Source organism: Nocardioides sp. Soil777 (genome assembly GCF_001428425.1).
GTDB lineage: Bacteria > Actinomycetota > Actinomycetes > Propionibacteriales > Nocardioidaceae > Nocardioides > Nocardioides terrigena.
Genome location: NZ_LMSN01000012.1, coordinates 149,325 through 174,273, shown reverse-complemented (window position 1 = coordinate 174,273; position 24,949 = coordinate 149,325). Strand labels below are relative to the sequence as shown.

General features: G+C 70.7%; 27 protein-coding genes and 3 tRNA genes. 11 read left to right on the top strand and 19 right to left on the bottom strand.

What is annotated here, in order from left to right:
• Window positions 1-49: 49 nt before the first annotated feature.
• Window positions 50-2,197 carry a carboxypeptidase-like regulatory domain-containing protein gene (locus tag ASG88_RS08325; RefSeq protein WP_056886954.1) on the bottom strand — a complete coding sequence of 716 codons (2,148 nt, stop codon included), beginning with the start codon at window positions 2,195-2,197 and terminating at the stop codon, window positions 50-52.
• 126 nt (window positions 2,198-2,323) lie between these two features.
• Entirely contained in the window at window positions 2,324-2,623 is a 300-nt protein-coding gene (locus ASG88_RS08320) for a MoaD/ThiS family protein (protein WP_056886953.1), read from the bottom strand.
• 44 nt (window positions 2,624-2,667) lie between these two features.
• Here ASG88_RS08320 and ASG88_RS08315 point away from each other — a divergent pair, with 44 nt between their 5' ends.
• A complete protein-coding gene (locus tag ASG88_RS08315) occupies window positions 2,668-3,396 on the top strand; it encodes a winged-helix domain-containing protein (protein ID WP_056886952.1) in 729 nt (242 codons plus the stop codon).
• A gap of 68 nt (window positions 3,397-3,464) precedes the next feature.
• Window positions 3,465-4,475 carry a hypothetical protein gene (locus tag ASG88_RS23005; protein WP_157559636.1) on the top strand — a complete coding sequence of 337 codons (1,011 nt, stop codon included), beginning with the start codon at window positions 3,465-3,467 and terminating at the stop codon, window positions 4,473-4,475.
• A gap of 60 nt (window positions 4,476-4,535) precedes the next feature.
• Here ASG88_RS23005 and mshD read toward each other — a convergent pair whose 3' ends face one another.
• The 4 genes from mshD to ASG88_RS08290 are packed head-to-tail and all read right to left on the bottom strand — an operon-like array spanning window position 4,536 to window position 7,218.
• On the bottom strand, window positions 4,536-5,348 hold the full coding sequence (gene mshD / locus ASG88_RS08305; protein ID WP_082600116.1) for a mycothiol synthase: 813 nt from the start codon (window positions 5,346-5,348) through the stop codon (window positions 4,536-4,538).
• Complete coding sequence (locus ASG88_RS08300) at window positions 5,345-6,289, bottom strand: YgfZ/GcvT domain-containing protein (protein ID WP_056886950.1); 945 nt, start codon at window positions 6,287-6,289, stop codon at window positions 5,345-5,347. Before ASG88_RS08300 ends, mshD begins: the two co-directional genes overlap by 4 nt.
• A complete protein-coding gene (locus ASG88_RS08295) occupies window positions 6,286-6,717 on the bottom strand; it encodes a Fur family transcriptional regulator (RefSeq protein ID WP_157559635.1) in 432 nt (143 codons plus the stop codon). Before ASG88_RS08295 ends, ASG88_RS08300 begins: the two co-directional genes overlap by 4 nt.
• 6 nt (window positions 6,718-6,723) lie before the next feature.
• A complete protein-coding gene (locus ASG88_RS08290) occupies window positions 6,724-7,218 on the bottom strand; it encodes an FABP family protein (RefSeq protein ID WP_056886948.1) in 495 nt (164 codons plus the stop codon).
• A 22-nt stretch (window positions 7,219-7,240) separates the two neighbouring features.
• Between ASG88_RS08290 and ASG88_RS08285 the strand changes: the two genes are divergently transcribed.
• The 4 genes from ASG88_RS08285 (at window position 7,241) to ASG88_RS08270 (ending at window position 11,521) form a co-directional block, all read left to right on the top strand.
• A complete protein-coding gene (locus ASG88_RS08285) occupies window positions 7,241-7,603 on the top strand; it encodes a DsrE family protein (RefSeq protein WP_056886947.1) in 363 nt (120 codons plus the stop codon).
• Window positions 7,604-7,650: 47 nt separating this feature from the next.
• Window positions 7,651-9,828 carry an RNA degradosome polyphosphate kinase gene (locus ASG88_RS08280; protein ID WP_082600114.1) on the top strand — a complete coding sequence of 726 codons (2,178 nt, stop codon included), beginning with the start codon at window positions 7,651-7,653 and terminating at the stop codon, window positions 9,826-9,828.
• A gap of 73 nt (window positions 9,829-9,901) precedes the next feature.
• A complete protein-coding gene (locus ASG88_RS08275) occupies window positions 9,902-10,519 on the top strand; it encodes a DUF47 domain-containing protein (RefSeq protein ID WP_056886946.1) in 618 nt (205 codons plus the stop codon).
• A 6-nt stretch (window positions 10,520-10,525) separates the two neighbouring features.
• Entirely contained in the window at window positions 10,526-11,521 is a 996-nt protein-coding gene (locus tag ASG88_RS08270; protein WP_056886945.1) for an inorganic phosphate transporter, read from the top strand.
• A 153-nt stretch (window positions 11,522-11,674) separates the two neighbouring features.
• Here the strand turns inward: ASG88_RS08270 and ASG88_RS08265 are convergent, their stop codons facing one another.
• From ASG88_RS08265 to ASG88_RS08240, 6 genes are all read right to left on the bottom strand, one after another.
• A complete protein-coding gene (locus ASG88_RS08265; protein ID WP_157559634.1) occupies window positions 11,675-12,775 on the bottom strand; it encodes a hypothetical protein in 1,101 nt (366 codons plus the stop codon).
• Between the two features lie 198 nt (window positions 12,776-12,973).
• A complete protein-coding gene (pstB, locus tag ASG88_RS08260; RefSeq protein ID WP_199907581.1) occupies window positions 12,974-13,744 on the bottom strand; it encodes a phosphate ABC transporter ATP-binding protein PstB in 771 nt (256 codons plus the stop codon).
• Window positions 13,745-13,878: 134 nt separating this feature from the next.
• Entirely contained in the window at window positions 13,879-14,790 is a 912-nt protein-coding gene (pstA, locus tag ASG88_RS08255; RefSeq protein ID WP_056886942.1) for a phosphate ABC transporter permease PstA, read from the bottom strand.
• Entirely contained in the window at window positions 14,790-15,722 is a 933-nt protein-coding gene (gene pstC, locus ASG88_RS08250) for a phosphate ABC transporter permease subunit PstC (RefSeq protein ID WP_082600112.1), read from the bottom strand. Before pstC ends, pstA begins: the two co-directional genes overlap by 1 nt.
• 30 nt (window positions 15,723-15,752) lie before the next feature.
• Complete coding sequence (locus tag ASG88_RS08245) at window positions 15,753-16,718, bottom strand: PstS family phosphate ABC transporter substrate-binding protein (RefSeq protein ID WP_056886941.1); 966 nt, start codon at window positions 16,716-16,718, stop codon at window positions 15,753-15,755.
• 213 nt (window positions 16,719-16,931) lie between these two features.
• Window positions 16,932-17,792: an NUDIX hydrolase gene (locus ASG88_RS08240; protein WP_056886940.1), complete on the bottom strand. Its 861-nt coding sequence runs from the start codon at window positions 17,790-17,792 to the stop codon at window positions 16,932-16,934.
• Between the two features lie 46 nt (window positions 17,793-17,838).
• Here ASG88_RS08240 and ASG88_RS08235 point away from each other — a divergent pair, with 46 nt between their 5' ends.
• Entirely contained in the window at window positions 17,839-18,888 is a 1,050-nt protein-coding gene (locus ASG88_RS08235; protein WP_056886939.1) for a hypothetical protein, read from the top strand.
• Between the two features lie 15 nt (window positions 18,889-18,903).
• On the opposite strand, the gene ASG88_RS08230 is transcribed toward ASG88_RS08235, so the two are convergent.
• The 4 genes from ASG88_RS08230 to ASG88_RS08215 form a co-directional block, all read right to left on the bottom strand.
• The gene (locus ASG88_RS08230) at window positions 18,904-19,113 is read right to left on the bottom strand and encodes a hypothetical protein (protein ID WP_157559633.1); all 210 of its coding nucleotides are present in this window, start codon (window positions 19,111-19,113) and stop codon (window positions 18,904-18,906) included.
• Between the two features lie 168 nt (window positions 19,114-19,281).
• Window positions 19,282-19,485 carry a cold-shock protein gene (locus ASG88_RS08225; RefSeq protein WP_056886937.1) on the bottom strand — a complete coding sequence of 68 codons (204 nt, stop codon included), beginning with the start codon at window positions 19,483-19,485 and terminating at the stop codon, window positions 19,282-19,284.
• A gap of 297 nt (window positions 19,486-19,782) precedes the next feature.
• Window positions 19,783-19,855: transfer RNA gene (locus ASG88_RS08220), tRNA-Lys, on the bottom strand.
• A 79-nt stretch (window positions 19,856-19,934) separates the two neighbouring features.
• The gene (locus ASG88_RS08215) at window positions 19,935-21,416 is read right to left on the bottom strand and encodes an NAD(P)/FAD-dependent oxidoreductase (RefSeq protein WP_056886936.1); all 1,482 of its coding nucleotides are present in this window, start codon (window positions 21,414-21,416) and stop codon (window positions 19,935-19,937) included.
• Between the two features lie 254 nt (window positions 21,417-21,670).
• On the opposite strand from ASG88_RS08215, the gene ASG88_RS08210 reads away from it, so the two are divergent.
• From ASG88_RS08210 to ASG88_RS08200, 3 genes are read left to right on the top strand one after another with little or no spacing between them, the layout of a single operon-like run.
• Window positions 21,671-22,606: an ATP-binding protein gene (locus ASG88_RS08210; protein ID WP_056886935.1), complete on the top strand. Its 936-nt coding sequence runs from the start codon at window positions 21,671-21,673 to the stop codon at window positions 22,604-22,606.
• Complete coding sequence (locus ASG88_RS08205; protein WP_056886934.1) at window positions 22,603-22,998, top strand: fluoride efflux transporter FluC; 396 nt, start codon at window positions 22,603-22,605, stop codon at window positions 22,996-22,998. Before ASG88_RS08210 ends, ASG88_RS08205 begins: the two co-directional genes overlap by 4 nt.
• Entirely contained in the window at window positions 22,995-23,318 is a 324-nt protein-coding gene (locus tag ASG88_RS08200; protein ID WP_056886933.1) for a fluoride efflux transporter FluC, read from the top strand. The genes ASG88_RS08205 and ASG88_RS08200 overlap by 4 nt, the downstream gene beginning before the upstream one ends.
• 11 nt (window positions 23,319-23,329) lie before the next feature.
• Here the strand turns inward: ASG88_RS08200 and ASG88_RS08195 are convergent, their stop codons facing one another.
• The 3 genes from ASG88_RS08195 to ASG88_RS08185 all read right to left on the bottom strand — a co-directional run bounded on the left by ASG88_RS08195 (window position 23,330) and on the right by ASG88_RS08185 (window position 24,031).
• A complete protein-coding gene (locus ASG88_RS08195; protein WP_056886932.1) occupies window positions 23,330-23,683 on the bottom strand; it encodes a metallopeptidase family protein in 354 nt (117 codons plus the stop codon).
• Window positions 23,684-23,760: 77 nt separating this feature from the next.
• Window positions 23,761-23,837 (bottom strand) — tRNA-Asp (locus tag ASG88_RS08190).
• Between the two features lie 121 nt (window positions 23,838-23,958).
• Window positions 23,959-24,031 (bottom strand) — tRNA-Glu (locus ASG88_RS08185).
• A gap of 170 nt (window positions 24,032-24,201) precedes the next feature.
• On the opposite strand from ASG88_RS08185, the gene ASG88_RS08180 reads away from it, so the two are divergent.
• On the top strand, window positions 24,202-24,594 hold the full coding sequence (locus tag ASG88_RS08180; protein WP_056886931.1) for a response regulator: 393 nt from the start codon (window positions 24,202-24,204) through the stop codon (window positions 24,592-24,594).
• The last annotated feature ends 355 nt before the right edge of the window (window positions 24,595-24,949 follow it).

Below are 24,949 nucleotides of genomic sequence, written 5' to 3'. Positions count from 1 at the left end.
ACGGTGCCCCGGCGGATCGCTCCGCCGGGGCACCGCGCGTGGGATCGGGTCAGCGCTTGGTCTTGACCTTCTTCTTCACCTCGGTGGAGCCCACCTTGCCCTTGCCCTGGAAGAAGAACACGAGCTTGTGCTTGCCCTTCGTCAGCTTGGACAGCGAGACGGTGCCCTTGCCCTTGGCGATCTTGGTCTTGCCGATCTTCTTGTACTTGATCGTGCCGTTGTCCTTGACCTTGACGATCTCCTTGACGACGACCTTGCCCTTGACCTTCTTCGTCTTGACCGGCTTGGCCTTGACCGTGATGGTCGCCTTGGCGCCCGCGACCTTGACCTTGAGCTTCGGCTTGTAGCCGATCCTGCTGGTCTTGGCCGAGGTGGCCGTGCCGGCGAGGCGGCCGTTCTCCGCGAGGACGCGGACGGTGAGCCGGTCACCGATCTGCGCCTTGGTCGGGGTGTACGACGCGCCGGTGCCGACGACGGACGAGCCGACCAGCCACTCGTAGGAGAACGTCGTCCCGGTCTCGTAGTTCCACTCGCCCTTGTCGACGGAGATGGACTTGCCGACCCACGGGTAGCCCTTGGCCTCGGGACGCTCGGTGGCCGCGAGGGATGCAACCAGAGCGGCGTTGAGGCCACTGACCATCTGGCCGGGCTTGACGGTGATCTCGGTCGACTTGGCGAAGGTCGAGTTCTTCCACCACTCCGGGACGTGGTTGCCCGAGGAGTCGGAGAACCGCACCTTGTAGGTGCCCGGGTAGATGTAGCGCATCTCGAAGGTGTTGTCCGCCTTGGTGGACGTCGATCCGCCGTTGACGCCGTCGACCGACAGCAGCTGGACAGCGCCGTCGAGCGGGAGGCCCGTCGCGCCGGTCAGCGTGCCCTCGACACCACCGGCTCGCATGAGGGTGATGTCGCCCGGGACGGTGGTGCCGGGTGCGACGGTCACGGGGGCGGCCCGGTCGTAGCTGGTCCGTCCACCGAGCCAGGAGTCGAACAGCGCGAACCCGTTGTCGTCACCCGTGCCGGCGTGCTCGGCCAGCACCTTGAACTGGTTCTCCCCCGCGACCTGGTCGAGGTCGTCGAACGCGTAGGCACCTGAGCGGTTGGAGCGGGCGTACTCGACGACCTGCTCCTTCGCGGGCGCGTTGGGGGTGTTCCACGCCGAGAGGTAGGCGCCGACCACCGGGGCACCCGAGTCGTCCCTGACCGTGCCGAGGATCTCGTGGGTGCCGCCCGGCTGCGCCGGGGCGAGGGTGAGGTTGGCGTTGATGCCGCCCACGGCCTGGTCCTTGCCGACCACGACGGGGGTGGCCGCGGCCTCGGTCGCCGCGTTGTTGTAGTACTCGCCCACGTACTCGTCGAGGTCGTCGTCGAACTCGACCGTGTAGCTGCCGGCGTCCAGGCCCTCGATCAGGTAGGCGCCGTTCTTGTCGGTGAGGTCGGAGGAGGAGCCCGCGTCGACGCGGACGTACTCGAGCGGCGTACCGGCATCGCTCAGCACCTGGCCGGAGATCGACCCACCGGCACTGAGCGCGATGGCGATCGGGTTGCCCGCGGCCGTGCCCGCGACGCCGTCCGCGGTCGCGAAGTCGGCCTTGTCGTTGTACCACTCGGACGCGAGGCGACCGTTGCCCTCCGCGAACACCTTGACCAGGGCGGACCCGACCGGCAGTACGAACGCGCCCTTCTCGTCGGTGTAGTCCGTCACCTCGCGGTCACCCGAGGCCGCGTCGAACGCCGCCACGGCCGTGTTCTGCACCGGCCGCCCGGACGGGTCGGTCACGGTGCCGACCACGTAGGGCCGGTCGATGGTCCACGGCTGCAGCGCCGTGGCACCGCCGCCGACGGTGACCGCGTCCGCCGACGCGAGGTCGGCCTTGTCGCGGTAGAACTCGGCGTAGGGAGCGCCGTACGTCGTGGCCCCGAACTTGTAGGCGCCGTCCGTGTAGGTGCCCGAGAAGTACCCGTTGTCGGCGTACATCGTGCCGACGTCGACGAAGGTGCCGTCCGTCTGCTGGCGGTAGACGTCGACGAAGCCCTCCACCGCGTTGCCCTGGGTGTCGGTCAGCGTGCCGCTGACGACCGAGTCCGCGGCGTGCGCCGGTGCTGCCCCCATGCCCAGCCCGGCAGCCACGAGCGCGGTGCCCGCGACGGTCGCGACGGTACGACGCCAGGGCCGCCGTGTGGTTGATCCGATCATGCTTGTCCCCGTTTCGAAGGTGGATGAAGACACCGCACGAGGACACGACGGGTCACCCCGTCGACTCACTGGCCCCCGCGCGTGAGTCAAGCGGATCCTGACGCCCCCGGCGCCGGATTGCAACCATCACCCGCCGGCGAAGGGCGGCAACAGCTCCACGACGTCGCCGGGCTGCACCAGCACGGCGCCCGGATCCCGCGATCCGACGGGCTGCTCGCCGACCAGCACCGAGCACACCCCGACCACCCGCTCGACGTCCGAGCCGGGGTGCGCGGCGACCACGCGTCGTACGAGATCGGCGAGGGAGACGGGCCCGTCGACGGGGAAGTCCTCGCTCGCGACGCCCGCCGCGGCCCGCGCCGCCGCCCAGTAGTGCACGGTGACAGCCGTCTCACCCCCGTGCGTTCGTCCCGTGGTTGCTTCCATGTCTCGTTATCCTTCCCTATCCGCCCCACCCGGAGGAGACGGACATGAGCACCCTGCTCCTGCTGACCAGCGCCCTGCAGCCCTCGGCCGAGGTGCTGCCCGCCCTGGCCCTGCTCGGCCACTCGGTCCGGATCCTCCCCTCCGAGGGCAGCGCGCTGCTCGAGGCACCCGACTCGGACCTGCTCCTCGTCGACGGCCGCCAGGAGCTCGCCCACGCGCGGGACCTGTGCCGCCTGATCCGCACCACCGGCACCGACGTGCCCGTGCTGCTCGTCGTCACCGAGGGCGGCCTCGCCGTCGTCGCGCACGACTGGGCGATGGACGACGTCGTGCTGCACACCTGCGGCCCCGCCGAGCTCGAGGCCCGCATCCGCCTCGCGATCGGTCGCCTCGCCGCCCAGCGCGAGGCCGACGACCCGGCCGCGCACGTCATCCGCACCGGTGAGGTCGTGGTCGACGACGCGACGTACACCGCCAAGGTCAGCGGGCGCGCGCTCGACCTGACCTACAAGGAGTTCGAGCTCCTCAAGTTCCTCGCCCAGCACCCGGGCCGGGTCTTCACCCGCCAGCAGCTGCTCCAGGAGGTGTGGGGCTACGACTACTTCGGCGGCACCCGCACCGTCGACGTCCACGTGCGCCGCCTGAGGGCCAAGCTCGGCCCCGAGAACGAGCACTTCATCGGCACCGTCCGCAACGTCGGCTACCGCTTCGTGCTGCCGTCCAAGGACAAGGCCGCCGAGCACACGCCGGCCGAGGAGACCTCGGACGCCTGAGTGGGGAACATCGTCCCGCTCCTCGCGGGAGGATCTTCCCCGATCGTGTTGTCCACAGGCTGCGACGCGTGGGTGTCACCGCCCACGCCACCGGGGATGCATCAGGCGTGTCCCTCGATGCCGTCGCCGACCTGCTGGTCGTGCAGGACGGCGTCGTCTCCCGCGCCCAGCTCCTCGGGGCAGGGCTCACGAAGTCGCGCGTCGACACCCTCATCCGCCGCCGCGAGCTGGTCGCCGTCCTCCCCGGGGCCTACGTCAACCACACCGGCACCCCGACCTGGTCACAACGCGCGTGGGCTGCGGTGCTGTACGCCGGGCCTGCTGCGGCCCTGCACCTCGGGTCCGCACTCCACCTCGCGGCCGACCACCGGGGCGTGGCCAGACCCGACCCCGTCGGACCCGTGCACGTGGCGGTGGACTGGACCCGCAGGGTCCAGACACGACCGGGGCTGCGGATCCACCGGGTCCGCGGACTCGCGGGGATGGTCCGCTGGAACGCCTCCCCTCCGCGGCTGCGCGTCGAGCTCGCCGCACTGGAGGTCGCGCACCGCGCGCGCGACGACCTGGCGGCCATCTCCGCCCTGGCCGACGTGGTCGGCGCGCGACGCACCACCGCGGAGAAGCTCCGCACCGCGGCGGCGGCACGCACCCGACTGCGCCGGAGGTCCCTGCTGCTCGCGCTGGTGGAGGACCTGGACGCCGGCACCCAGAGCGTGCTCGAGCACGGCTTCCTCACCCGCGTCGTACGTCCGCACGGGCTGCTGGAGCCGAGCGTCCGCCAGGCTCCACGGACCGGAGCCCGGGGCCGCGAGTACCGCGACGTCGAGTACGACGACCTCGGGCTCGCCGTCGAGCTCGACGGCGTCACCCACGACACGGCCACGGCCCGCGCCGACGACGCCGACCGGGACCTCGACGACCTGGCCTCAGGGCGGGTGGTGGGTCGACTCCGCTACCGGCAGGTCTTCGGGACCCCCTGCCGGACTGCCGCCCAGCTGGCCGCCGTCTTCCGCGGGCGCGGCTGGGAGGGCACGGCTTCGGCCTGCGGCCCCGCCTGCGATCTCGCCGACCCGACGTGATCATCGGGGAAGTTCCTCCCGACCCACGCGGGACGATGTTCCCCGATCGCCCGGCCGACCTCAGCCCCGCGCGTACATCACATGGGTGTCGACGTCGGCGTGGGTGAAGCCGAGCCGCCCGTACGTCGCGAGGGCCGGCGGGTTGTCGGACTCCACGTAGAGCAGCACCTCCTCGACCCCGAGGGCCTGCAGGTGGTGCAGCCCGGCCAGGGTCAGCGCGCGACCCAGCCCCTGCCCCTGGGCGGCGGGGTCGATGCCGACCACGTAGACCTCCCCGAGCCGGGCGTCGTGCTGCTTGGTCCAGTGGAAGCCGAGCATCCGGTCGCCGTCCATGGCGACGAACAGCCCGGCGGGGTCCCACCAGGGCTCCGCCATCCGGGCCGCGAGGCCGGCCTCGTCGAGGGCCCCCTGCTCGGGGTGGTGCGCGAAGGCCGCCGCGTTGACGCGCAGCAGCTCGGCGGCGTCAGCGGCGGTGAAGGTCCGGATCCGGGGGTCGTCGAGCGCGGGGAGCGGCTCGCTCGTCGGGCGCCGCATCACCCAGAGGTCGCGGACGCGCTCGAAGCCGTGCCGGGTGGCCAGCCGCGCCGCCGCCGGGTGGTTGCCGTGCGACCAGGCGTGGGCGGGCCCCTCCACGGTGGCCAGCGACGCGTGGCCGAGCCCCTGGCCGCGGTGGTCGGGATGGACCACGAGGTGCAGCTCCTCGCCCCGGCGCAGCAGGAAGCCCGTGGGCCGGACCACGTCTCCGACGCCGTCGCGGCGCTCGGGCCAGGCACCGGACCGGAGCCACAGCCAGGTGGCTTCGTCGAGCGGTGCCACCCCGTCGGCGGCCTCGGCCGCGGCGGCGACCTGCTCGACGCGCCCGAGCAGGCTCACAGCTGGGGGCGGACGTGCAGCCCGACCTCCGGGTCGACCACGACCTCCTGGGAGACCGGCATCCCGTCGACCTCGAGCACCGCGTCGACCGGGATGTTGCGCTTGAGCAGGCCCAGCGCGATCGGCCCGAGCTCGTGGTGGCGGGCGCTGGAGCCGACGAAGCCGACCTGCTTCTCGGAGCCGGGGAGGGTGACCGGGCTGCCCGGCGAGGGCAGCCGGTTCTCCGAGCCGTCGAGGTGCAGCAGGGTGAGGCGGCGCGGCGGACGGCCGAGGGTGTGCACCCGGGCGACCGTCTCCTGACCGCGGTAGCAGCCCTTCTCCAGGTGCACCGCGGGCCCGATCCAGCCCACCTCGTTGGGGATGGTGCGGTGGTCGGTGTCCACGCCGAAGCGCGGCTCGCCGCGCTCGATGCGCAGCGCCTCGTAGGCCCACAGGCCGGCCGCGGGCCCCGCCGCGGCGGCGTACTCCTCCAGGCGGGTGCGGGGCACCAGGTCGTACGTCGCACCGTCACCGGTGACGCGCCAGGCCACCGCCACGTCGTCGGTCACCACGCTGACCTCGACCCGCATCATGAAGCGCATCCGGTCGAGGAAGTCGGCCAGCCCCTGACCGGCGCCCGGCTCGGTGTGGGCGACGAAGGCGATGCCGTCGTCGACGCCGGTGAGCTCGTGCTCGACGTGCCCCTGCGGGCTGAGCACCAGCGCCTGGACCCAGGTGCCGGGCGCGAGGCCCTCGAAGTACTGCGTGGTCAGCGAGTGCAGCCACGTGAGCCGGTCCGGTCCCTCGATCCGCACCACGTCGCGGTGGGAGAGGTCGACGAAGCCCCCGCCCGTCACCAGCGCGCGCTGCTCACCGTTGAAGGACCCGTAGTGGGCCGCGACCGGGGCGTCGATGCCGTCGCCGGCGACGGCGCCGGGGAGGCCGAGGAGCGGGGAGGTCATGCGGTGTCTCCAGACGGTGGGGGGCAGTCGGTGCAGCGACCGAAGATCGCCAGGTGGCCGAGGTCGACCTCGAACTGGTGCTCGCGGCGCAGGGCCTCGAGCAGTGCGGACGCCACGTCAGGGTCAACGGACTGGACGCGGTCGCAATTCCGGCAGACCAGGTGGAAGTGCTCCGGGCCCCGGGTGGAGTGGTAGGTCGGCGCCCGGTCGCTGAGGTGCGCGTGCCGGACCAGGCCGAGCTCCTCGAGAACCTCCAGGGTGCGGTAGACCGTCGAGGCGTTGACCGCGCTGGCCTGCTCCCGGACCGCGGCGAGGACCTCGTCGGGGGTCGCGTGGCCCAGCTGCTCGACCGCGCCGAGGATCAGCTGCCGCTGGGGGGTCAGGCGGTAGCCGCTCCCACGGAGCCGGTCGGCGAGGTCGTCGGCCATCAGGGGTCAGGCCCTCTTGAGCCGTGCCCAGAGGTGGGGCTGGAGCTCCTGGCCGACCGCGGCCATGTCGTAGGCGTAGAGCAGGTCGCCCTCGACGTTGCCGTAGATCCGCGAGCCCGCGGTCACCTCCTTGGCCGTCTCGGTGAAGCCGATGCCGGCGGAGTGCATCTCGAGCTTGCCGTCACCGGCGGCGCCGTACCAGATCTCGGAGTAGCCGATGTTGTGCGAGAGCACCATCTCGACCTTGCCCGGCTCGGGGCAGCGCAGGAAGCCGGACTCCATGGCGGCGTCGCGGACGAACTCGCCCTCCTCGTCGACGACCCACGCGCGCGCCATGTAGTGGAAGAACGGGCGGCCGTCGTGGGTGAAGATCAGCTCCTGGCCGAACTGGAACTTGTCGATCGTGGGGTAGTCACCGTGGCCGTTGCCGCGCCAGGTGCCCAGCAGCCAGGCGACCGGGCCGCAGTTCGGGTGCAGGTTGTCGGGGAGCTCGAAGGGCATGGGACGAGTCTAGGGTGATTCCATGCCACGCCCACTCGTCGTCAAGGTCACCTGCGGTGCCGAGGATCCCGAGCGCGCCAACCAGGCGTTCACGGTCGCCGCGGCCGCCGTCGCGTCCGGCGCCGAGGTCTCGCTGTGGCTCACCGGTGAGGCCGCCTGGTTCGGCGTACCGGGTCGGGCCGAGGCCTTCGACCTGCCCCTCGCGACGCCCCTCGCGGGCCTCCGCGACGCGGTGCTCGCCGGCGGGCGGCTGACCGTCTGCTCGCAGTGCGCGGCGCGGCGCGACCTCGCCGAGACCGACCTCGTCGAGGGTGCCACGATCGCCGGGGCGGCCGTCTTCACCGAGGAGATCCTCGGTGACGGGGTGCAGGCCCTCGTCTACTGACTGAATCGGCCACCCACCGTTCACGATCCGGTGACACACTTCACGACATGTCCGACACCACTGCCCTTCCCACGACTGTCGGCGCCTCCGTCGAGGACGGCCCCACGGCTGAGCCGTTCGGACATCCCACCGACACCTTCGACGTCGAGCCCCCCTACGTCCCCGACGCCGCCGAGATCGCCGCGGTCGAGAAGTTCGAGGACCGCTTCGTCGACCGCGAGCTGTCCTGGCTGCGCTTCAACCAGCGGGTGCTCGAGCTGGCCGAGGATCCCTCGCTGCCGCTGCTCGAGCGCTCCCGCTTCCTGGCGATCTTCGCCAGCAACCTCGACGAGTTCTTCATGGTCCGCGTGGCCGGCCTCAAGCGGCGCATCGCCGCCGGCGTCGCCGTGCGGGCTGCCAGCGGGCTCCTCCCCCGCGACCAGCTCGAGCAGGTCTGGCAGGGCAGCCGCGAGCTGATGCAGCGCCACGCGCGGGTCTTCAACGAGGAGATCATCCCCGAGCTGCGCGACCAGGGCATCGAGATCGTCCGCTGGTCCGAGCTGGACCGCGAGGAGCAGCGGATCTGCAAGAAGCTCTTCAAGGAGCGGATCTTCCCGGTCCTGACCCCGCTCGCCGTCGACCCCGCGCACCCCTTCCCCTACATCTCCGGCCTCTCGCTCAACCTGGCCGTGGTCGTGCGCAACCCCAAGTCCGGCACCGAGCACTTCGCTCGGGTCAAGGTGCCGCCGATCTTCAGCCGCTTCGTGCCGGTCGGCAACCAGCGCTTCGTCCCCCTCGAGGACGTCATCGGCGAGCACCTCAAGAAGCTCTTCCCGGGCATGGAAGTGCTCCAGGCCCACACCTTCCGGGTCACCCGCAACGAGGACCTCGAGGTCGAGGAGGACGACGCGGAGAACCTCCTCAAGGCCCTCGAGAAGGAGCTGCTGCGCCGCCGCTTCGGCCCGCCCGTCCGCCTCGAGGTCGAGGAGTCGATCGACGCGACCGTGCTCGACCTGCTCATCTCCGAGCTCGGCGTCACCCGCGACGAGGTCACCCGGCTCCAGGGCCCGCTGGACCTGCGCGGCCTCCACTCGATCGCCGACCTGCCGCGCGAGGACCTCAAGTACCCCGCCTTCCTCCCGATCACCCACCCTCAGCTCGCGGAGGTGGAGACCGCCAAGCCCGTCGACGTGTTCGAGGCCGTACGACGCCAGGACGTGCTGCTGCATCACCCCTACGACTCCTTCGCCACGTCGGTGCAGCGCTTCCTCGAGCAGGCCGCGGCCGACCCGCACGTGCTCGCGATCAAGCAGACGCTCTACCGCACCTCCGGCGACAGCCCGATCATCGACGCCCTGGTCGACGCGGCCGAGGCCGGCAAGCAGGTGCTCGTGATCGTCGAGATCAAGGCGCGCTTCGACGAGTCCAACAACATCCGCTGGGCCCGCAAGCTCGAGCACGCCGGCTGCCACGTCGTCTACGGCCTCGTCGGCCTCAAGACCCACTGCAAGCTGTCGATGGTGGTGCGCGACGAGCCGGACGGGATCCGCCGCTACACCCACATCGGCACCGGCAACTACAACCCCAAGACCGCGCGGCTCTACGAGGACCTCGGGCTGCTCACCGCCGACACCGCCGTCGGCGAGGACGTCGCCCACCTCTTCAACAACCTGTCCGGCATCAGCCGCAACACGACGTACGACGGGCTGCTGGTCGCCCCCGACAGCGTGCGCGACGGCCTCATCACCCAGATCCACGCCGAGGTCGCCAACCACCAGGCGGGCCGCACGTCCGGGATCCGCTTCAAGGCCAACTCGATCGTCGACGAGGCGATCATCGACGCGCTTTACCTCGCCTCCCAGGCCGGCGTGCCCGTCGAGCTGCTCATCCGCGGCATCTGCGCCCTGCGCCCCGGCGTACCCGGCCTCTCCGAGACCATCAAGGTCCGCTCGGTGCTCGGTCGGTTCCTCGAGCACAGCCGGGTGTTCTGGTTCGCCAACGACGGCGACCCGCTCGCGTGGATCGGCTCGGCCGACATGATGCACCGCAACCTCGACCGCCGCGTCGAGGTGCTCGTGCGGCTGCCCGGGGTGCGCAAGGTGGCCGAGGTGGGGGCGCTGCTCGACCTCGCGTTCGACGCCGACACCTCCGCGTGGGAGCTCGACGCGACCGGGGAATGGACCCTCAACGAGGGGTCGAGGCACCTGCAGGAGGACCTGATCACGCGGCAGCGCCGCCGCCGCTGACGCGCGATTGCCCCCGGGCGACGCTCACCCCCTAGCATGGCGTCGTTTGGTCCCCCCTCACCCGGAGTTCTCCGTGCGTTTGAATTTCCGCCCCGTCGACGGTTCCTTCTACGAGCTGTTCAGCGAAGCCGCCTCCCACCTCGTCGTGGGCGCGGGCCTGCTGGCCGAGATGCTCAGCGAAGGCAACGACCGCGAGGCCGTCGCCCAGCAGATGCGCGACGCCGAGCACGCTGCCGACGAGACCACCCACGCGATCGTCCGGCGTGCCAACAGCACCTTCGTGACGCCGTTCGACCGTGAGGACATCTATGCCCTCGCCAGCGCGCTCGACGACGTCATGGACATGATGGACGAGGCGGTCGACCTGGTCCTGCTGTACGACGTCACGACGCTGCCGCCGGAGACCTCCGAGCAGGTCGAGGTCCTCCAGCGCTGCGCCGAGCTGACGGCCAACGCGATGCCGGGCCTGCGGACGATGAGCTCGCTCGACGAGTATTGGATCGAGATCAACCGGCTGGAGAACGCCGGCGACCGCAGCTACCGCCGCATCCTGGCCGGCCTCTTCAACGGGGACCGCAAGGCGCTGGAGGTCATCAAGCTCAAGGACGTGGTGGAGTCCCTCGAGGGCGCCATCGACGCGTTCGAGAAGGTGGCCAACATCGTGGAGCAGATCGCCGTCAAGGAGTCCTGACCCCAGATGGAAATCGCGATCATCGTCGCGGTCGTCGTCGTTGCGCTCGTCTTCGACTACACCAACGGCTTCCACGACGCCGCCAACGCCATCGCCACCTCCGTCTCGACCGGCGCGCTGACCCCGCGCGTCGCGCTCGCGATGGCCGCGGTGATGAACTTCGTCGGCGCCTTCCTCGGCCAGAAGGTCGCCCAGACGGTGTCCGAGACGATCGACCCCGGGACCGGCACGCACGGACTGGTGATCGTGATGTGCGGCCTGCTGGGCGCCATCACCTGGAACCTCATCACCTGGTACTTCGGCCTCCCTTCCTCCTCGTCGCACGCGCTCATCGGCGGCCTCGTCGGTGCCGCGGTCGCCGCGGGCGCCACCGCCAACTGGGACGTCGTGATCTCCAAGGTCGTCATCCCGATGTTCGTCTCCCCCGTGGTCGCCTTCAGCCTCGGCTTCGCCGCGATGGTCGGGATCATGTGGGCCTTCCGCAACGCCAACCCGTCCAAGGCCAACCGGGGCTTCAAGGTCGCCCAGTCGGTCTCCGCCGCCGCGATGGCGCTGGGCCACGGCCTGCAGGACGCCCAGAAGACGATGGGCGTGATCTTCCTGGCGTTGCTCACCGGCGGGTACGTCGCCGCGGGCGACCCCCTCCCCCTCTGGGTGATCTTCGCCGCCGCCACCGCGATCTCCCTCGGCACCTGGTCGGGCGGCTGGCGCATCATGCGCACCCTGGGTCGCCGGATCATCCACCTCGACCCGGCGCGCGGCTTCGCCGCCGAGTCGGTGGCCGCGTCGGTGCTCTACACCACGGCGTACGCCTTCGAGGCCCCGATCTCGACCACCCACACCATCACCTCGGCCGTGATGGGCGTCGGCGCCACCAAGCGCCTCTCCGCCGTCCGCTGGGGTGTCGCGAAGTCGATCCTGACCGCCTGGGTGCTCACCTTCCCGGCCGCCGCCCTCGTCGCCGCCGTCTGCTACTGGATCGCGCACCTCTTCCTCCCCTGATTCCTCCCTCCCGCCCGCCTTCTCGCCGGCTTTCTCGGGTAGTACCGGACCTTCGGGTGGCTCATCTCGGCGTGTCGCCACCCCAACGTCCTGTACTACCCCGGCCGTCCCGGCAGTGACCCCCGGCGGCCGGGCGGGCGTGCAACGAGACCCTCAGGCCGCCTGGCGTCGCAGTCGTAGGTAGCGCCTGCGTTGCTCGAGGGTGAGGGCTCGACGGCGGGCCACCGTGTCGGTTCTCGTCCACCAACGAGGCGGCTCGATCGTCCATCGCCGATCCGAGAGCGGCTTCGCCCGGGCACGTCGGTACGCCGCGTGGAGACGCCGCACCACCTCTGTCGGGTCGTGCCGATCACCGGCGAGCATCGTGACCGGCTCCAGTCCCACCGACCGAAAGTCGGCCTCGCGGGCAACATCGCGGGATCGCTGCGCCCCCTCAAGGTGCAGGGCTCCGTCATAGTCGCCGGCCACCCCGTGCACAGGGTCCAGGAGGTCCGGAGTGCCGACCAGCTGGCCGTTGAGGTCGAAGACGGGACGGTTGCACACGGGCCTCGGCAACCCGGCGACGAGCTGCCAGACCATCCGGAAGTCCACCTCGGTCGGCGACCAGGCGTTCTCGTCGGCGTAGACCATCGCCTCGCGCACCAGCTCGACCCCGGTCCTGGTCCCCTGGTGCTCCTCGGCGAAGGCCACGACCTCCGGGATCGACACCAGGTCGTTGTATGCCGCCATGTCGAAGATCCGGACTGCGCCCCCCAGGTCCCGGGCGCGCCGCATCGCCAGTGTCACGCTCCATAGTCGCGTCGTGAGCCGGAGCCCGTCCCGCCGGGTCAGGTGCTTCGGCGAGACGAACTCCCACACCATCTCGAACACATCGTCCTGGGTCCGGCGAGCGTGACCGTCGCCCGCTGCCAGCGGCACCGGGAGCGGCGTACGACCATCGGCGGCCAGGCCCTCGAACCACGCCCCGCCCCACCATCGAAGGGCCGCCCATCCGGTCACGACGGCACAGCTGGGCTCGACGGCGGCCGCCTCGACGATGCGCTGCTCCACGAGGTCGGGATCGACCGTCGCGGGGACGTAGAGACCGCGGCTCGTTGCGCGCCACTCCGGTCCGCGCGCCTGCCAAGGCGTCGGCCCGTCCACGCCGGCCTTGTCACGTCGCACCGGCCACACAAGTCCGGGTCGGACCTGCTCGCGGGGCCCCTCACCGCGCGCGGGCCAGGCGCCGGGCTGGGAGCTGTGCGCTGGGTCCACTGCGCCATGGTGGGCCGCCGCGAGCTTCCGTGCGATCCGCTCTCCACAGGCAGCACCGTCGCCGGGGTAGTACCGGACCTTCAGGTGGCGACACGCCGAGAACTGCCACCCAAACGTCCGGTACTACCCCGGCAACCGCAACGCACGCCGGGCAGACACGACCATGAGCCGCTGGAACAAAAGGGAGGAGCAGGGGGGTCAGCCGAAGCGACCGGAGATGTAGTCCTCGGTCCGCTTGTCGCTCGGGTTGGAGAAGATGTTGGAGGTGAGGTCGTACTCCACGAGCAGCCCGGTCCGGTTGCCGGTGGTCTCGTCGGGGCGGGCGGTGAAGAACGCCGTGCGGTCCGAGACGCGCGCCGCCTGCTGCATGTTGTGGGTGACCACGATGATCGTGTAGTCGTTGCGCAGCTGGAGCATCAGGTCCTCGACGCGAGCCGTCGCGATCGGGTCGAGCGCGGAGCACGGCTCGTCCATCAGGATCAGGTCGGGCTTGGTCGCGATCGTCCGCGCGATGCAGAGCCGCTGCTGCTGGCCGCCCGAGAGGCCGTACGCCGACTGCTTGAGCTTGTCCTTCACCTCGTCCCAGAGGGCGGCACCGCGCAGCGCCTCCTCGACCAGGTCGTCCATGTTGTCGACCTTCATGCCGGTGACCCGGGGGCCGTAGGCGATGTTGTCGTAGATGGACTTGGGGAACGGGTTGGGCTTCTGGAACACCATGCCGATGTGCGTGCGGACCGCGATCGGGTCGACGTTCTTCGCGTAGATGTCCTGCTCGTGGTACATCACCTGGCCCTCGACGCGTGCACCGGCGACGAGGTCGTTCATCCGGTTGAGGCACCGCAGGACGGTCGACTTGCCGCAGCCCGAGGGTCCGATCATCGCGGTGATCTCGTTGCGACCGTAGGCGAGGTTGACGTCGTGGACGGCGTGGAAGTCGCCGTAGAAGACGTTGAGGTCCTTGGCCTCCATCACCGGCTGGGCGGGGTGCGCGGGCAGCTCCCGGTCGGAGTCCGAGTGCACGCCGGCCAGGGAGCCGATCTGGCCCTGGTCGGTGCGGCTCGTGGAGGAGGTTGCGGGGGTGGTTGACATGGAGGTTCTCTTCCTCACCAGGATCGCTGGAACTTGTTGCGGATGAAGATCGCGAGTGCGTTGAGCCCGAGGATCATGACCAGCAGGACGATGATGGCAGCCGAGGCCGCCTGACGCAGTGCCTCCTGGGACTGGGACGTCAGCGAGTAGATCTGCATGGGCAGGGCGGTGGCGTTGCTCATGAGGCCCTCCGGGTCGAACCGGATCGAGCCGGCCAGGCCCACGATGACGAGGGGCGCCGCCTCTCCGATCGCCCGGGAGAGGCCCAGGATGGTGCCGGTCGCGATGCCGGGGATCGCGGACGGCAGCGTCTGCTTCCACGTGGTCTGCCACACCGTGGCCCCGAGCGCCAGCGAGCCGTCGCGGATCTCGCGTGGCACCGCTCGTACGGCCTCGCGCGTGGTGATGATGATGACGGGCAGGATCAGCAGCGCCAGTGCCACGGACCCGCCCAGCACGGTGCCCGAGTCGCTGAAGCCCATCAGGGCCATCACCGCGACCGCGAGCAGGCCGTAGACGATCGACGGCACGGCCGCGAGGTTCTGCAGGTTGACCTCGATCAACCGGTTCCACCACTTCTCGGAGTCGGCGAACTCCTCGAGGTAGAGAGCCGCGGCGATCCCCAGGGGGACCGCGAACAGCGCCGTGAAGAGCATCAGCCACAGGCTGCCGAGGATGCCGGCGCGGAAGCCGGCCGTCTCGGGATTCACCAAGGACGTGTAGTTGGTGAGGAGCTCCATGTCGAAGCGGGCGGCGCCCTTGGTCGCCGTGCTGATGATCAGCGCGAGGAGCACGACCACGCCGAAGAACAGGGAGAACCAGAGCGCGACGAGGAAGACCAGCGACGCGGTGGAGCGGTCCTTGCTCTTGCCCGTGGCGAGGGTGCCCTTGACGGTGCGGGCCGCCGTGGTGGTGGCAACGCTCATCAGTAGACCTGCCTGAATCGTCGGACGAAGCTGATGCTGACCATGTTGAGCACCAGCGTGATGAGGAAGAGGAGCATGCCCACTGCGAAGAGGTTGTTGTAGTCGATCGAGCCGACGGGGTTCTCACCGCCGGCGGTCTGCGCCATGAACCCGGTCATGGTCTGCATGCCCTCGCGCGGGTCCAGGCTGAAGTTCTTGAGGGCGCCGGCGGCCAGCGCGACGATCATCGTCTCTCCGACGGCGCGGGACATGCCGAGGACGACGGCCGCGGCCACGCCCGAGAGGGCGGCCGGCAGGACCACGCGGACGCTGGTCTGCATCCGGTTGGCGCCCATCGCGAACGAGCCCTGCCGCAGCGCCTGGGGCACCGCGGAGAACGCGTCCTCGGCGAGAGAGGCGATCGTGGGGATGATCATCACCCCGAGGACGAGCCCGGCGGCCAGGGCGTTGGTGAAGCCGACCCCGACGTTGAGGATGTCCTGCAGCAGGGTGGGCGTCACGAACGTCAGCGCGAAGAAGCCGTACACGACGGACGGCACTCCGGCCAGCAGCTCGACCGTCGGCTTGAGGATCTTGCGTGACCGACGCGACGCGTACTCCGAGAGGTAGAGCGCCGCGCCGAGGCCCAGGGGCACGGCGACGAGCAGCGCGATGACGGTCACCATCAGCGTCGCGGTGACCAGCGGCAGCACGGCGAAGTCGCCCTCGAACGCGAAGAAGTCACCGAACGGCACCTCGCGGAAGAAGGCGATGACCGGCTCGATGAGGGCCAGGATGATGCCGAAGGTGATGGCCACCGAGATCAGCGCGGACGCGACCAGCACGACCCTGATGACGCGCTCGAGAGGCCGCGACTTGGCACTCAGGTCGACAGCGGGCGGCAGGCCCGTCCCGAAGGACGAGCCTGCCCCGCTGCTGGAGTTGCTACTCATGTGAAGAAGTGTTCCCTAGTCTCCCTGACTTCAGGAGCCGAGGGCCTCGAGGTTGGACTGCGTCTCCGAGTAGAGGTCGTCGCTCAGCGGGATGAACTGACCGATCTCGGCGATGTCGGCGAGGTTCTCGATGTAGAAGTCGACATACGCCTTGACGGCCTCGTTGTCGGCGTACGACGCGTTGCTGACGTAGATGAACAGCGGGCGGGCGAGCGGGGTGTACTCCCCAGCCTGCGCGGTCTCGGCGGACGGGGCGACGCAGCCCTCGCCGTTGTCGATCTCGAGCGCCTTGAGGGTGTCGGCGTTCTGCTCGTAGTACGTGTAGCCGAAGTAGCCGGTGGCGCCCTCGGTGCCGGAGACACCCTGGACCAGCACGTTGTCGTCCTCGGACGCCTCGTAGTCCTTGCGGGTGGCCTCGGACTCGTCACCGATCACGTCGGCGGCCATGTAGTCGTAGGTGCCCGAGTCGGTCCCGGGGCCGAAGAGCGAGATCTCCTGGTCCGGGAAGGACGGGTCGATCTCGTTCCAGTTGGTGGCGGTGGCGTTGGGGCCCCACAGGTCGACGATCTGGTCGACGGTCAGGCAGTCGACCGCGAGGTCGGGGTGCACGACCATGGTGAGGGCGTCGGTGGCGACCTGGAGCTCGGTGTACTCGATGCCGTTCTCCTCGCACGCCGCGATCTCGTCCTCCTCGATCGGACGGGAGGCGTCGGAGATGTCGGTGTCGCCGGCGCAGAAGGCCTCGAAGCCGCCGCCGGTGCCGGACTCGCCGACGGTCACCTGCACGTCGGGGTTCTCCTCGCTGAGGAGCTCCTGGGCGGCGACGCTCATCGGGTAGACGGTGGACGAGCCGTCGACGGCGACGCTGCCGCTCGCGGAGGACTCGCCGCCGGAGCCGGACGTCTCGCCGGCGTCCCCGCCGCCACAGGCGGCGAGGGTGAGAGCGAGGGCGACCGCGCCCGACGCAAGGGCCAAGCGGTGGGAAGTGCGCTTCACTTCGGAACTCCTGAAAAGTCTGGTGACGTGCTGACGAACGGGACGCTAGGGAGCGCAGGTGACCGAGCACGGCGCCGTCGGTGAACGAGCGGTGAACTCGACCGGGCCGACTGGCGTCGGCCAGCCGGGAAGGAGACGGCCGTCACATGAACTCCGCCGGGACCCCTTGACTGGGGTACGTCGTCGGGTCTAGCCACGCGGTCCGGAGGCGGGCTAGGGCAGGTGCCGCTCGAGGGCCACGATCCGGCCCTTGCGGTGGTGCACGACGAGCATCTCCCCCGGCTCGAGCCGCACGTCCCCCGGGACGCCGACGGCGTCCAGCACGGTGGGCAGCACGGGACGGTGCGTGCACAGCACCGACCCGTCCGGCTCGTCGAGCAGGTCGTCCACGAGGTCGACGACCTCCTCGAGGGTCGCGTCCTCCTCCGAGAGGCAGTCGTGGGTGACCAGCGGCCAGCCGGTGGTGTGGGCGTACGGCGCGACGGTGTCGAGGCACCGGGTGCTCGAGGAGGTGTGGACGGCCGTCACGTCGAAGGCGGCGAGCAGCGGGATCAGCTTCTCGGCCTGGACCCCGCCCGGCTTGAGCAGCGGGCGCCGGCGGTCGTCGTCGCGCCATGCCTTGCGGGAGCGCGCGTGCCCGTGCCGCAGCACCACCAGCGCGCGGGTCTTGCGCCGCAGCGGACGGGCGTCGTCGAGGGTCTCCCGGTCGCGGTCGTAGGTCAGCACCTCGCGAGCCTTGTCCCACGCCACCCAGACGACCTCGTCGATCTCGGAGTTGACGGCGTACCGGCTCACGTCGTCGTCACCGATCACCCGCGCCGTCCAGTAGGACACGGCCTTGGTGCGCCCGCTGGTGAGCCCGTAGCGCTGGCCCGGCAGCGGCGGGCCGAGGCGCACGTCGAGGCCCGTCTCCTCGGCGACCTCGCGGATGGCGGCGGTGACCACGTGCTCGCCGGGGTCGACCTTGCCCTTGGGGAAGGACCAGTCGTCGTACCGTGGGCGGTGGACGAGCAGCACGTCCCCGCCCTTGCGGGTCACCACGGCGCCTGCAGCGCGCACATCCCGGGGCGGCATGGACGCTAGTCTCACACCACTTTCCCACCTGGCAAGGAGTCTGCCCATGCGTCGCCCTCTCGCGCTGGGCCTCGCGGCGCTGCTGGCCCTGGGCGTGGCGGCCGGTCTCGTGGTCTGGCTGGGCGGCGACGAGACCCGGCTCCAGCGGGCGGTCGCGCTGGCGCCCGCGGGCACCGAGCGGCTGTCGTGGACCGACTGGACCGCCGTACGCCGCCTGGTCGACGCCGACCTCGGCGCGTCACCCGACGGGGAGCAGGTGGTCGCCTTCCTCGACGAGGCGTACGCAGACGACGTCACGTCGACGTCGGCCCTCGTCGGGTCGAGCCTCACCATGCAGGACGCGTTCGGCATCTCGCCCGGCACGCTGGACTGGGAGCTCTTCACCCAGTCGCCCGACGGGGCGGTCGACGTCCTCGGCCTGGGCGACCCCGACGAGGTGCCGGAGCTCGCCGACCGCCTCCGCGACCTCGGCTTCACCGAGCCCGACGAGGACGACGGCGTCTGGGCCGGTGGTCCAGACCTGTTGGCCCGGATCGGCCCCGACCTCACCCCCGAGCTGCAGTACGTCGCCCTGCTCGCCGACGAGGGCATCGTCCTGACCTCGGACCAGGTCGCCCCCCTCGAGGCGGCCGTCGAGGTGGCCCGCGGCGACGCGGATGCCCTCGAGTCCGTCGACGAGGTGGTGGAGGCGAGCGGCTCCCCCGTGGCGGCCAGCGTGTTCACCGGCGCCCACGCCTGCGAGCAGCTCGCGATGGCGTCGGCCGACGCCGACGACCAGGCCGAGGCGGACGCCCTGCTCGAGCAGGCCGGCGAGGTGCACCCGATGACGGGCTTCGCGATGGCGCTGCGGACCGACGGCGACATCCGGGTGGCGATGTCCTTCGAGGACGACGACACGGCACGCACCGATGCCGACACCCGCGCCACCCTGGCGAGCGGGCCCGCCCCCGGGCAGGGCGGGGACTTCGCGGACCGCTTCACGCTGGAGGAGGCGGCGGCCGCGGACGGCGTGGTGACGCTGGACCTGGCACCGGTGCCGGGGCAGTACGTGCTCTCCGACCTCACCAGCGGGCCGGTGCTCTTCGCGACCTGCTGAGCGGTCGCGAGCGACTCAGTCCTGGGAGCCGCGCTGCTCGGGCGGGCGCGGCGTCACGCCCAGGAGGCGGTCGATCTCCTCCTGGGAGAGGTGCTCGTCCGCCTCGCTGGCGGCGATGATGAGCGTCGTGGTCAGCTCCACCTCGCCGAGGAGGTCGTCGTCCTCGAGGCTCACGTCGAACTGGTCGGGCACCACTACCTCCAGCTCACTCGCAGGGACGGACATCGAAGGACGACCGTGCCCCCGCGGCCGGACGTTCAAACTGATCCAATCGTAAAAAGTATGCCGGGCCAACACAATGGCCCGAACGGACAGCGAGGCCCTACCCGAACGGGTAGGGCCTCGCTGCTCAGAAGTCCGGAACAGGTGCTGTGCCGGGGCTTCGAGGTGTCGTCAGACGGCGCGAACGTTCTCCGCCTGCGGGCCCTTGGGGCCCTGGGTGACGTCGAACTCGACCTTCTGGTTCTCGTCGAGGGACTTGTAGCCCTGCGACTGGATCGCCGAGTAGTGCACGAAGACGTCGTCGCCGCCGTCCTCCTGCGCGATGAAGCCGAAACCCTTCTCGGCGTTGAACCACTTCACGGTGCCTTGAGCCATTGCTGTGTTACTCCTGTTATCGGGCGAAAGACCGTCACTTCGACGATCCCGCAATAGATGCGGTGACACGTCGCTCCGACTAGCGGGACTGGCATGGCCCGAAGCTGAAACGCCGTTGGATCACAAACTCCGCGGGCGTCTACCTGCTGGAACTTGCACCTGTTGCGGTGCAAACACTACCAAGGAAGCGCGCGAAGGAAACCTCCGAGCCCACGGTGAATCTGCGCACGCACGTGAACTCTGCGCACCCGATGCGCTACGACGAGGTGACGACAACCCCGGCGGGGTCGGTCGCGGTAGGCCATGTCGGGCTCGAACCGACGACCCACGGATTAAAAGTCCGGTGCTCTACCAACTGAGCTAATGGCCCACGCGCAGCCTAGCGAGGGTCACGGACGACACAGGCCCCGGCGTCACCGCCGGGGCCTGTGGGAGTCGTACGACGCGCGTCAGCGCTGCTCTGCGGGCACCCCGCGGGCGCCGGAGTCGGTGAGCCGGGCCTCCTCGGCCGCCATCGCCTCGAGCTCCTCGCGCCGGGTGGTCTCCATCATCTGGCGCGCGGCGTCGTACGCCCCGGGCTCGGAGACCAGGTCGGTGGCACCACGGCGCAACCGGGCCAACGCCGTGCGGGCGAAGATCTGCTGCTCGGTGGTGGTGCGCTCGGAGCGGCCGCGTCCGAGGAACGAGATGGCCCAGTGCAGCAGCGCCGTCACCCGGCTCTTGAAGCCGGTGATGTAGACGAGGTGCACGGCCAGCCACATCAGCCAGGCGATCACCCCGGTGAGGCGGAGCTTGCCGACCATGGCCACTGCGCGGAAGCGGCTGATGATCGCCATCGAGCCCTTGTCGAAGTACTTGAACGGCCCCTGGGGCGCCTTCCCGGTGAGCCGGCCGTCGATCTCCTTGGCGGCGTACTTGGCGCCTTGGATCGCGACCTGGGCGACACCCGGCAGGTTGTCGAGCGCGATCATGTCGCCCACGACGAAGACCTCGGGGTGGCCCGGGAGCGTGAGGTCGGGGTTGACCCCGATGCGTCCGGCACGGTCGAGGGGGGCGCCCGTCTGCTCCGAGAGGGTCTTGCCCAGCGGGCTGGCCGCCACTCCGGCGGCCCAGATCTTGGTGACGGTCTTGATGCGCTCGACGCGGCCGTCCTTGAACTTCATCTCGATGCCGCGCTCGTCGACGTCGGTCACCATCGCCCCGAGGATCACCTCGACGCCGAGCTTCTCGAGCTCGGCCTTGGCCTTCTCGCCGAGCTTCTGGCCGAAGGGCGGCAGCACCTGGGGTGCGGCGTCGAGCAGGATCACGCGCGCCTCGCGGGTGTTGATCGCCCGGAAGTCGCGCTTGAGCGTGCGGTGCGCGAGCTCGGCGATCTGGCCGGCCATCTCCACGCCGGTCGGGCCGGCACCCACGACCACGAAGGTCAGCAGGTGGTCGATGTCGTCGCCGCGGTTGGCGCCGAGCTCGGCCATCTCGAAGGCGCCGAAGATCCGGCCGCGCAGCTCGAGGGCGTCGTCGATGCTCTTCATGCCCGGGGCGTACTCGGAGAAGTGGTCGTTGCCGAAGTAGGACTGCGCCGCACCGGCGGCGACGATGAGGGAGTCGTACTCCGACACGGTCTCGCGGCCGAGGACGTGGCTGGTGATCGTGCGGGCCTCGAGGTCGACACCGGTGACCTCGCCGAGCAGGACCTGCGCGTTCTTCTGGCCGCTGAGGACCTCGCGGGTCGGGGGCGCGATCTCGCCCTCGGAGAGGATGCCGGTCGCCACCTGGTAGAGCAGCGGCTGGAAGAGGTGGTGGGTGGTCTTGGCGACCATGGTGACGTCCACGGGGGCCTTGCGCAGCGCCTTGGTGCCGAAGAGACCACCGAAACCGGAGCCGATCACGACCACCTTGTGGGGTGCCTGCTGCTGGGCCTGGGGACTCGACATGTCTTTCCTCCTGGAGCAGTGCGCGCGCGTGTGAAAACGTCGCCGTCGTGACCATTGTCCCGCCTCGTGCGACCGGTGCCCAAATGTCGGTCCGGTTCCGTGCGTCACATCCCGCGATCTCGTGCGTCCCACGAGAAACTCAGCCAGTCGCCGCCAGCTCGCGGACAAATCTCGGACTGCCGTGTTTGACCGACGGCTGCGCTGGGTACGTACGCCCCGCTGGACTACCCACATCCTCCCCCGGTGAGTGACTAGTGCCCCTGACGAAGCAAGCCCTCCCCCTCTCGGCGTCGCCGCGCGCCGTGGCGGATGCGCGTCGCTGGGTGCGCGACATCTGCGTGGAGCTGGGCCGCGAGGACCTCGTCGAGTGCGCCGAGCTGGGGGTCTCCGAGCTCACGACCAACGCCGTCCTGCACGGCGCCGAGCCGATCGCCGTACGCGTGCGGGGGACGACGAGCCACCCGCGCATCGAGGTCATCGACGGCTCGTCCCAGCCGCCCACCCCTCCCACCCCGTCCGCGGACCCGGAGGAGTTCCTGACGACCTTCGGTCGCGGGCTGTCGATCGTGGCCATGAGCTCGGTCGCGTGGGGGGCCTCCATCGAGCCCGACGGCAAGGTCGTGTGGTTCGAGCCGGCGCCCGAGGTCCGCGAGGACGGGGGCGCGCAGGCCGTCATCGACAGCACCGTCGACGACGAACCCCGCGCGGTCAGCGACGCCGCCAAGGAGGTCCGCTTCCTCGGCGTCGACCTGCGGCTCTACTCCTCGCTCACCCGGCAGTACTACGAGCTGCGGCGCGAGCTGCGCCTGCTCGCCGTCGCCCACCAGGACCACTACCCGCTGGCCGCCGACCTCTCGGCCATGTTCGCCAGCTACGAGCGCCAGGTCCCCGACGAGATCCACCGGGCCGTGCGCAGCGCCGGCAATGCCGGGGCCCGCACCGTCGACGTGTCGGTGCGGATGGAGCCCGAGGCGTCCTCGATCGTCTCCACGATGATGGAGATGTTCGACCTGGCCGACGCCTTCTGCAAGGCCGAGCGACTGCTCTCCCTGCAGCGCACGCCCGACCAGCGCGAGTTCCACCTGTGGTACCTCGGCGAGATGGTGCGCCAGCTCTCCGGCGAGCGGCCGCGGTCGTGGCACGCCGACGGCGGCGACACCGGCCGCGTCGACACCCAGCACGTCTCGTGACCCGGGCTCCCCTCCCGGCGCGCGACCTCCTCGCCGTCGCGCTCGGTGGCGCGATCGGCGCGGTGCTGCGCTGGACGATCACCGAGGCCACGGCCGGCGGCTCCGTCCCGTGGGCCACGCTGGCGATCAACGTAGTCGGCTGCCTGGTGCTGGGTGCGCTGCCCGTGCTGGGCGTCGTACGCCGCTCCCCCACGCTCGCCCGCTTCCTCGGCCCCGGGGTGCTCGGCGGCTTCACGACGGTCTCCGCGATGGCCGTCGAGACCGTCGACCTCGCGGACACCGGCGAGGTCCTGGTGGCGTTCGCGTACGCCGCGGGCACGCTGCTGCTGTGCCTACTCGCGGCCGCGGCCGGCCGGGCCCTCGTGCACCGGCGCACGGAGGCCGCCGCGTGACCGCGCTGCTGGTGGCCCTCGGCGCCGCCGTCGGGGCACCGCTGCGGTACGCCGTCGCGCACGCCCTCGACGGGCGCTGGCCGGCGGGCACGCTGGTGGTCAACGTGGTCGGCTCGGGGCTGGCCGGCGTCTTCGCCGGGCTCGCCGTCTCCGGGGACGCGTGGGCGCTGCTCGTCACCGGCTTCTGCGGCGGGTTCACGACCTACTCCTCGGCCGCGGTCCACTCCGTCGACCTCGGCCGGCGGGGCCTGGCGTACGCCGCCCTGACCGTCGTGCTGTCAGTCGCCGCGGCCGCGCTGGGCTTCGTCCTCGCGCGCTGACCGGTCTCGGATCAGCCGAGGCCGAGGGCGTGCAGCCGCTCCTCGCCGATCCCGAAGTGGTGGGCGATCTCGTGGACGACGGTGATGCGGACCTCGTCGCGCAGCTCGTCGAGCGAGTCGCACATCTCGACGAGGTTCCGGCGGAACACCAAGATCCGGTCGGGCAGCATGCCGCTGTGGTTGGCGGCCCGGTCGGTCAGCGCGACGCCGTCGTAGATGCCGAGCAGGTCCGGGTCGGCGGCGGGTGCGTCCGCCTCGACCTGCACCACGACGTTGCTCACCAGCGCCGCGATCTCGTCGGGGAGCTCGTCCAGCGCGGACTCCACGAGGCGGTCGAAGTCGTCGGGCTCGATCTCCACGGGCATGCCGCCAGCGTAGGCGGGCGGTCCGCACCCACCCATGCAGAAGGCCGGCCCGGAGCGTGTGCTCCGGGCCGGCCTGGTGGCGACCCCGACGGGACTCGAACCCGCGGCCTCCGCCGTGACAGGGCGGCGCGCTAACCAACTGCGCTACGGGGCCAGGTGAACTGCTGGTGTGACGGTGTTTCTGCTCCGCGAGGCGAAGCGGTGGAACTCTAACCCATCGTCTTCCCGGGCTCCCAATCGAGGGTGGCCCGCTCCGTCGACCGGTGTGACAGCCGTACCCCCAACCGGATTCGAACCGGCGCTACCGCCGTGAAAGGGCGGGGTCCTGGGCCGCTAGACGATGGGGGCCCGCCCCCGGTGAGCACGGTCGGAACCGCGCGGCCGAAGGCGTCGTACAGCATAGGGCGCCCCCGAACGGCCTCCCAATCCCCCACGCGCGTGCGGGATCGGCGAGATCGAGTGGTGGACATCGTCGAAGTCGCGAGAAACCCGACCGCCTTCACCGCTAGCCTCAGTGTGTGAGCACCCAGGCGGCCCCACTGCGATTCCTCGTGGTGGACGACACCGAGGACATCCGTGACCTGATGTCCCGGATGGTCGTGCGTCTCGGGCACCTCGCCGACCAGGCCGCCGACGGCGTGGAGGCGGTCGAGGCGCTCGCCCAGAACTCCTACGACATCATGCTGCTCGACCTCACCATGCCGCGGATGAGCGGCGAGGACGTCGTGCGCTGGCTGCGTGAGCACCCCGACCGCGGCGAGGGCCTCGACGTGGTCGTGGTGAGTGCCTGGGCCGGCGAGCAGCGGGCCGTCCTGCAGGAGCTCGGAGTGACCAGCGTGCTGCCGAAGCCACTGCGCGGACAGCAGCTGCGGGACCTCATCGAGGGGAAGTCCACCGGAACTGCCCCGTAAGGCCTTTACCATCGATACGCTGGGCTCACGGAGCCCCGCCGGGAGGTCGGGTTTCCCGACGACGTCACACCCCCTGGGGCGTCGTACACCTGAGAAGAGGGAGCACCCCGATGATGACGAAGCTGATCCAGCGTCGCGCCGCCAAGAAGACCGCCGACCAGATGTTCTCGCTGTACTCCTGGCGTCCGAGCGGCCCCGGTCGCTGAGCCACCACCCCGTGGACGGGTCCTCGTGTCCCGTCACCAAGATCGATAGCGCCGAGGCGGCCCCTGGCCGCCTCGGCGCTGTCCTTGCCGCACCACGGGCGGCCGGGCTCACCCCCCTGGGACCCCACGGACCTTGGCTCGCGACGACG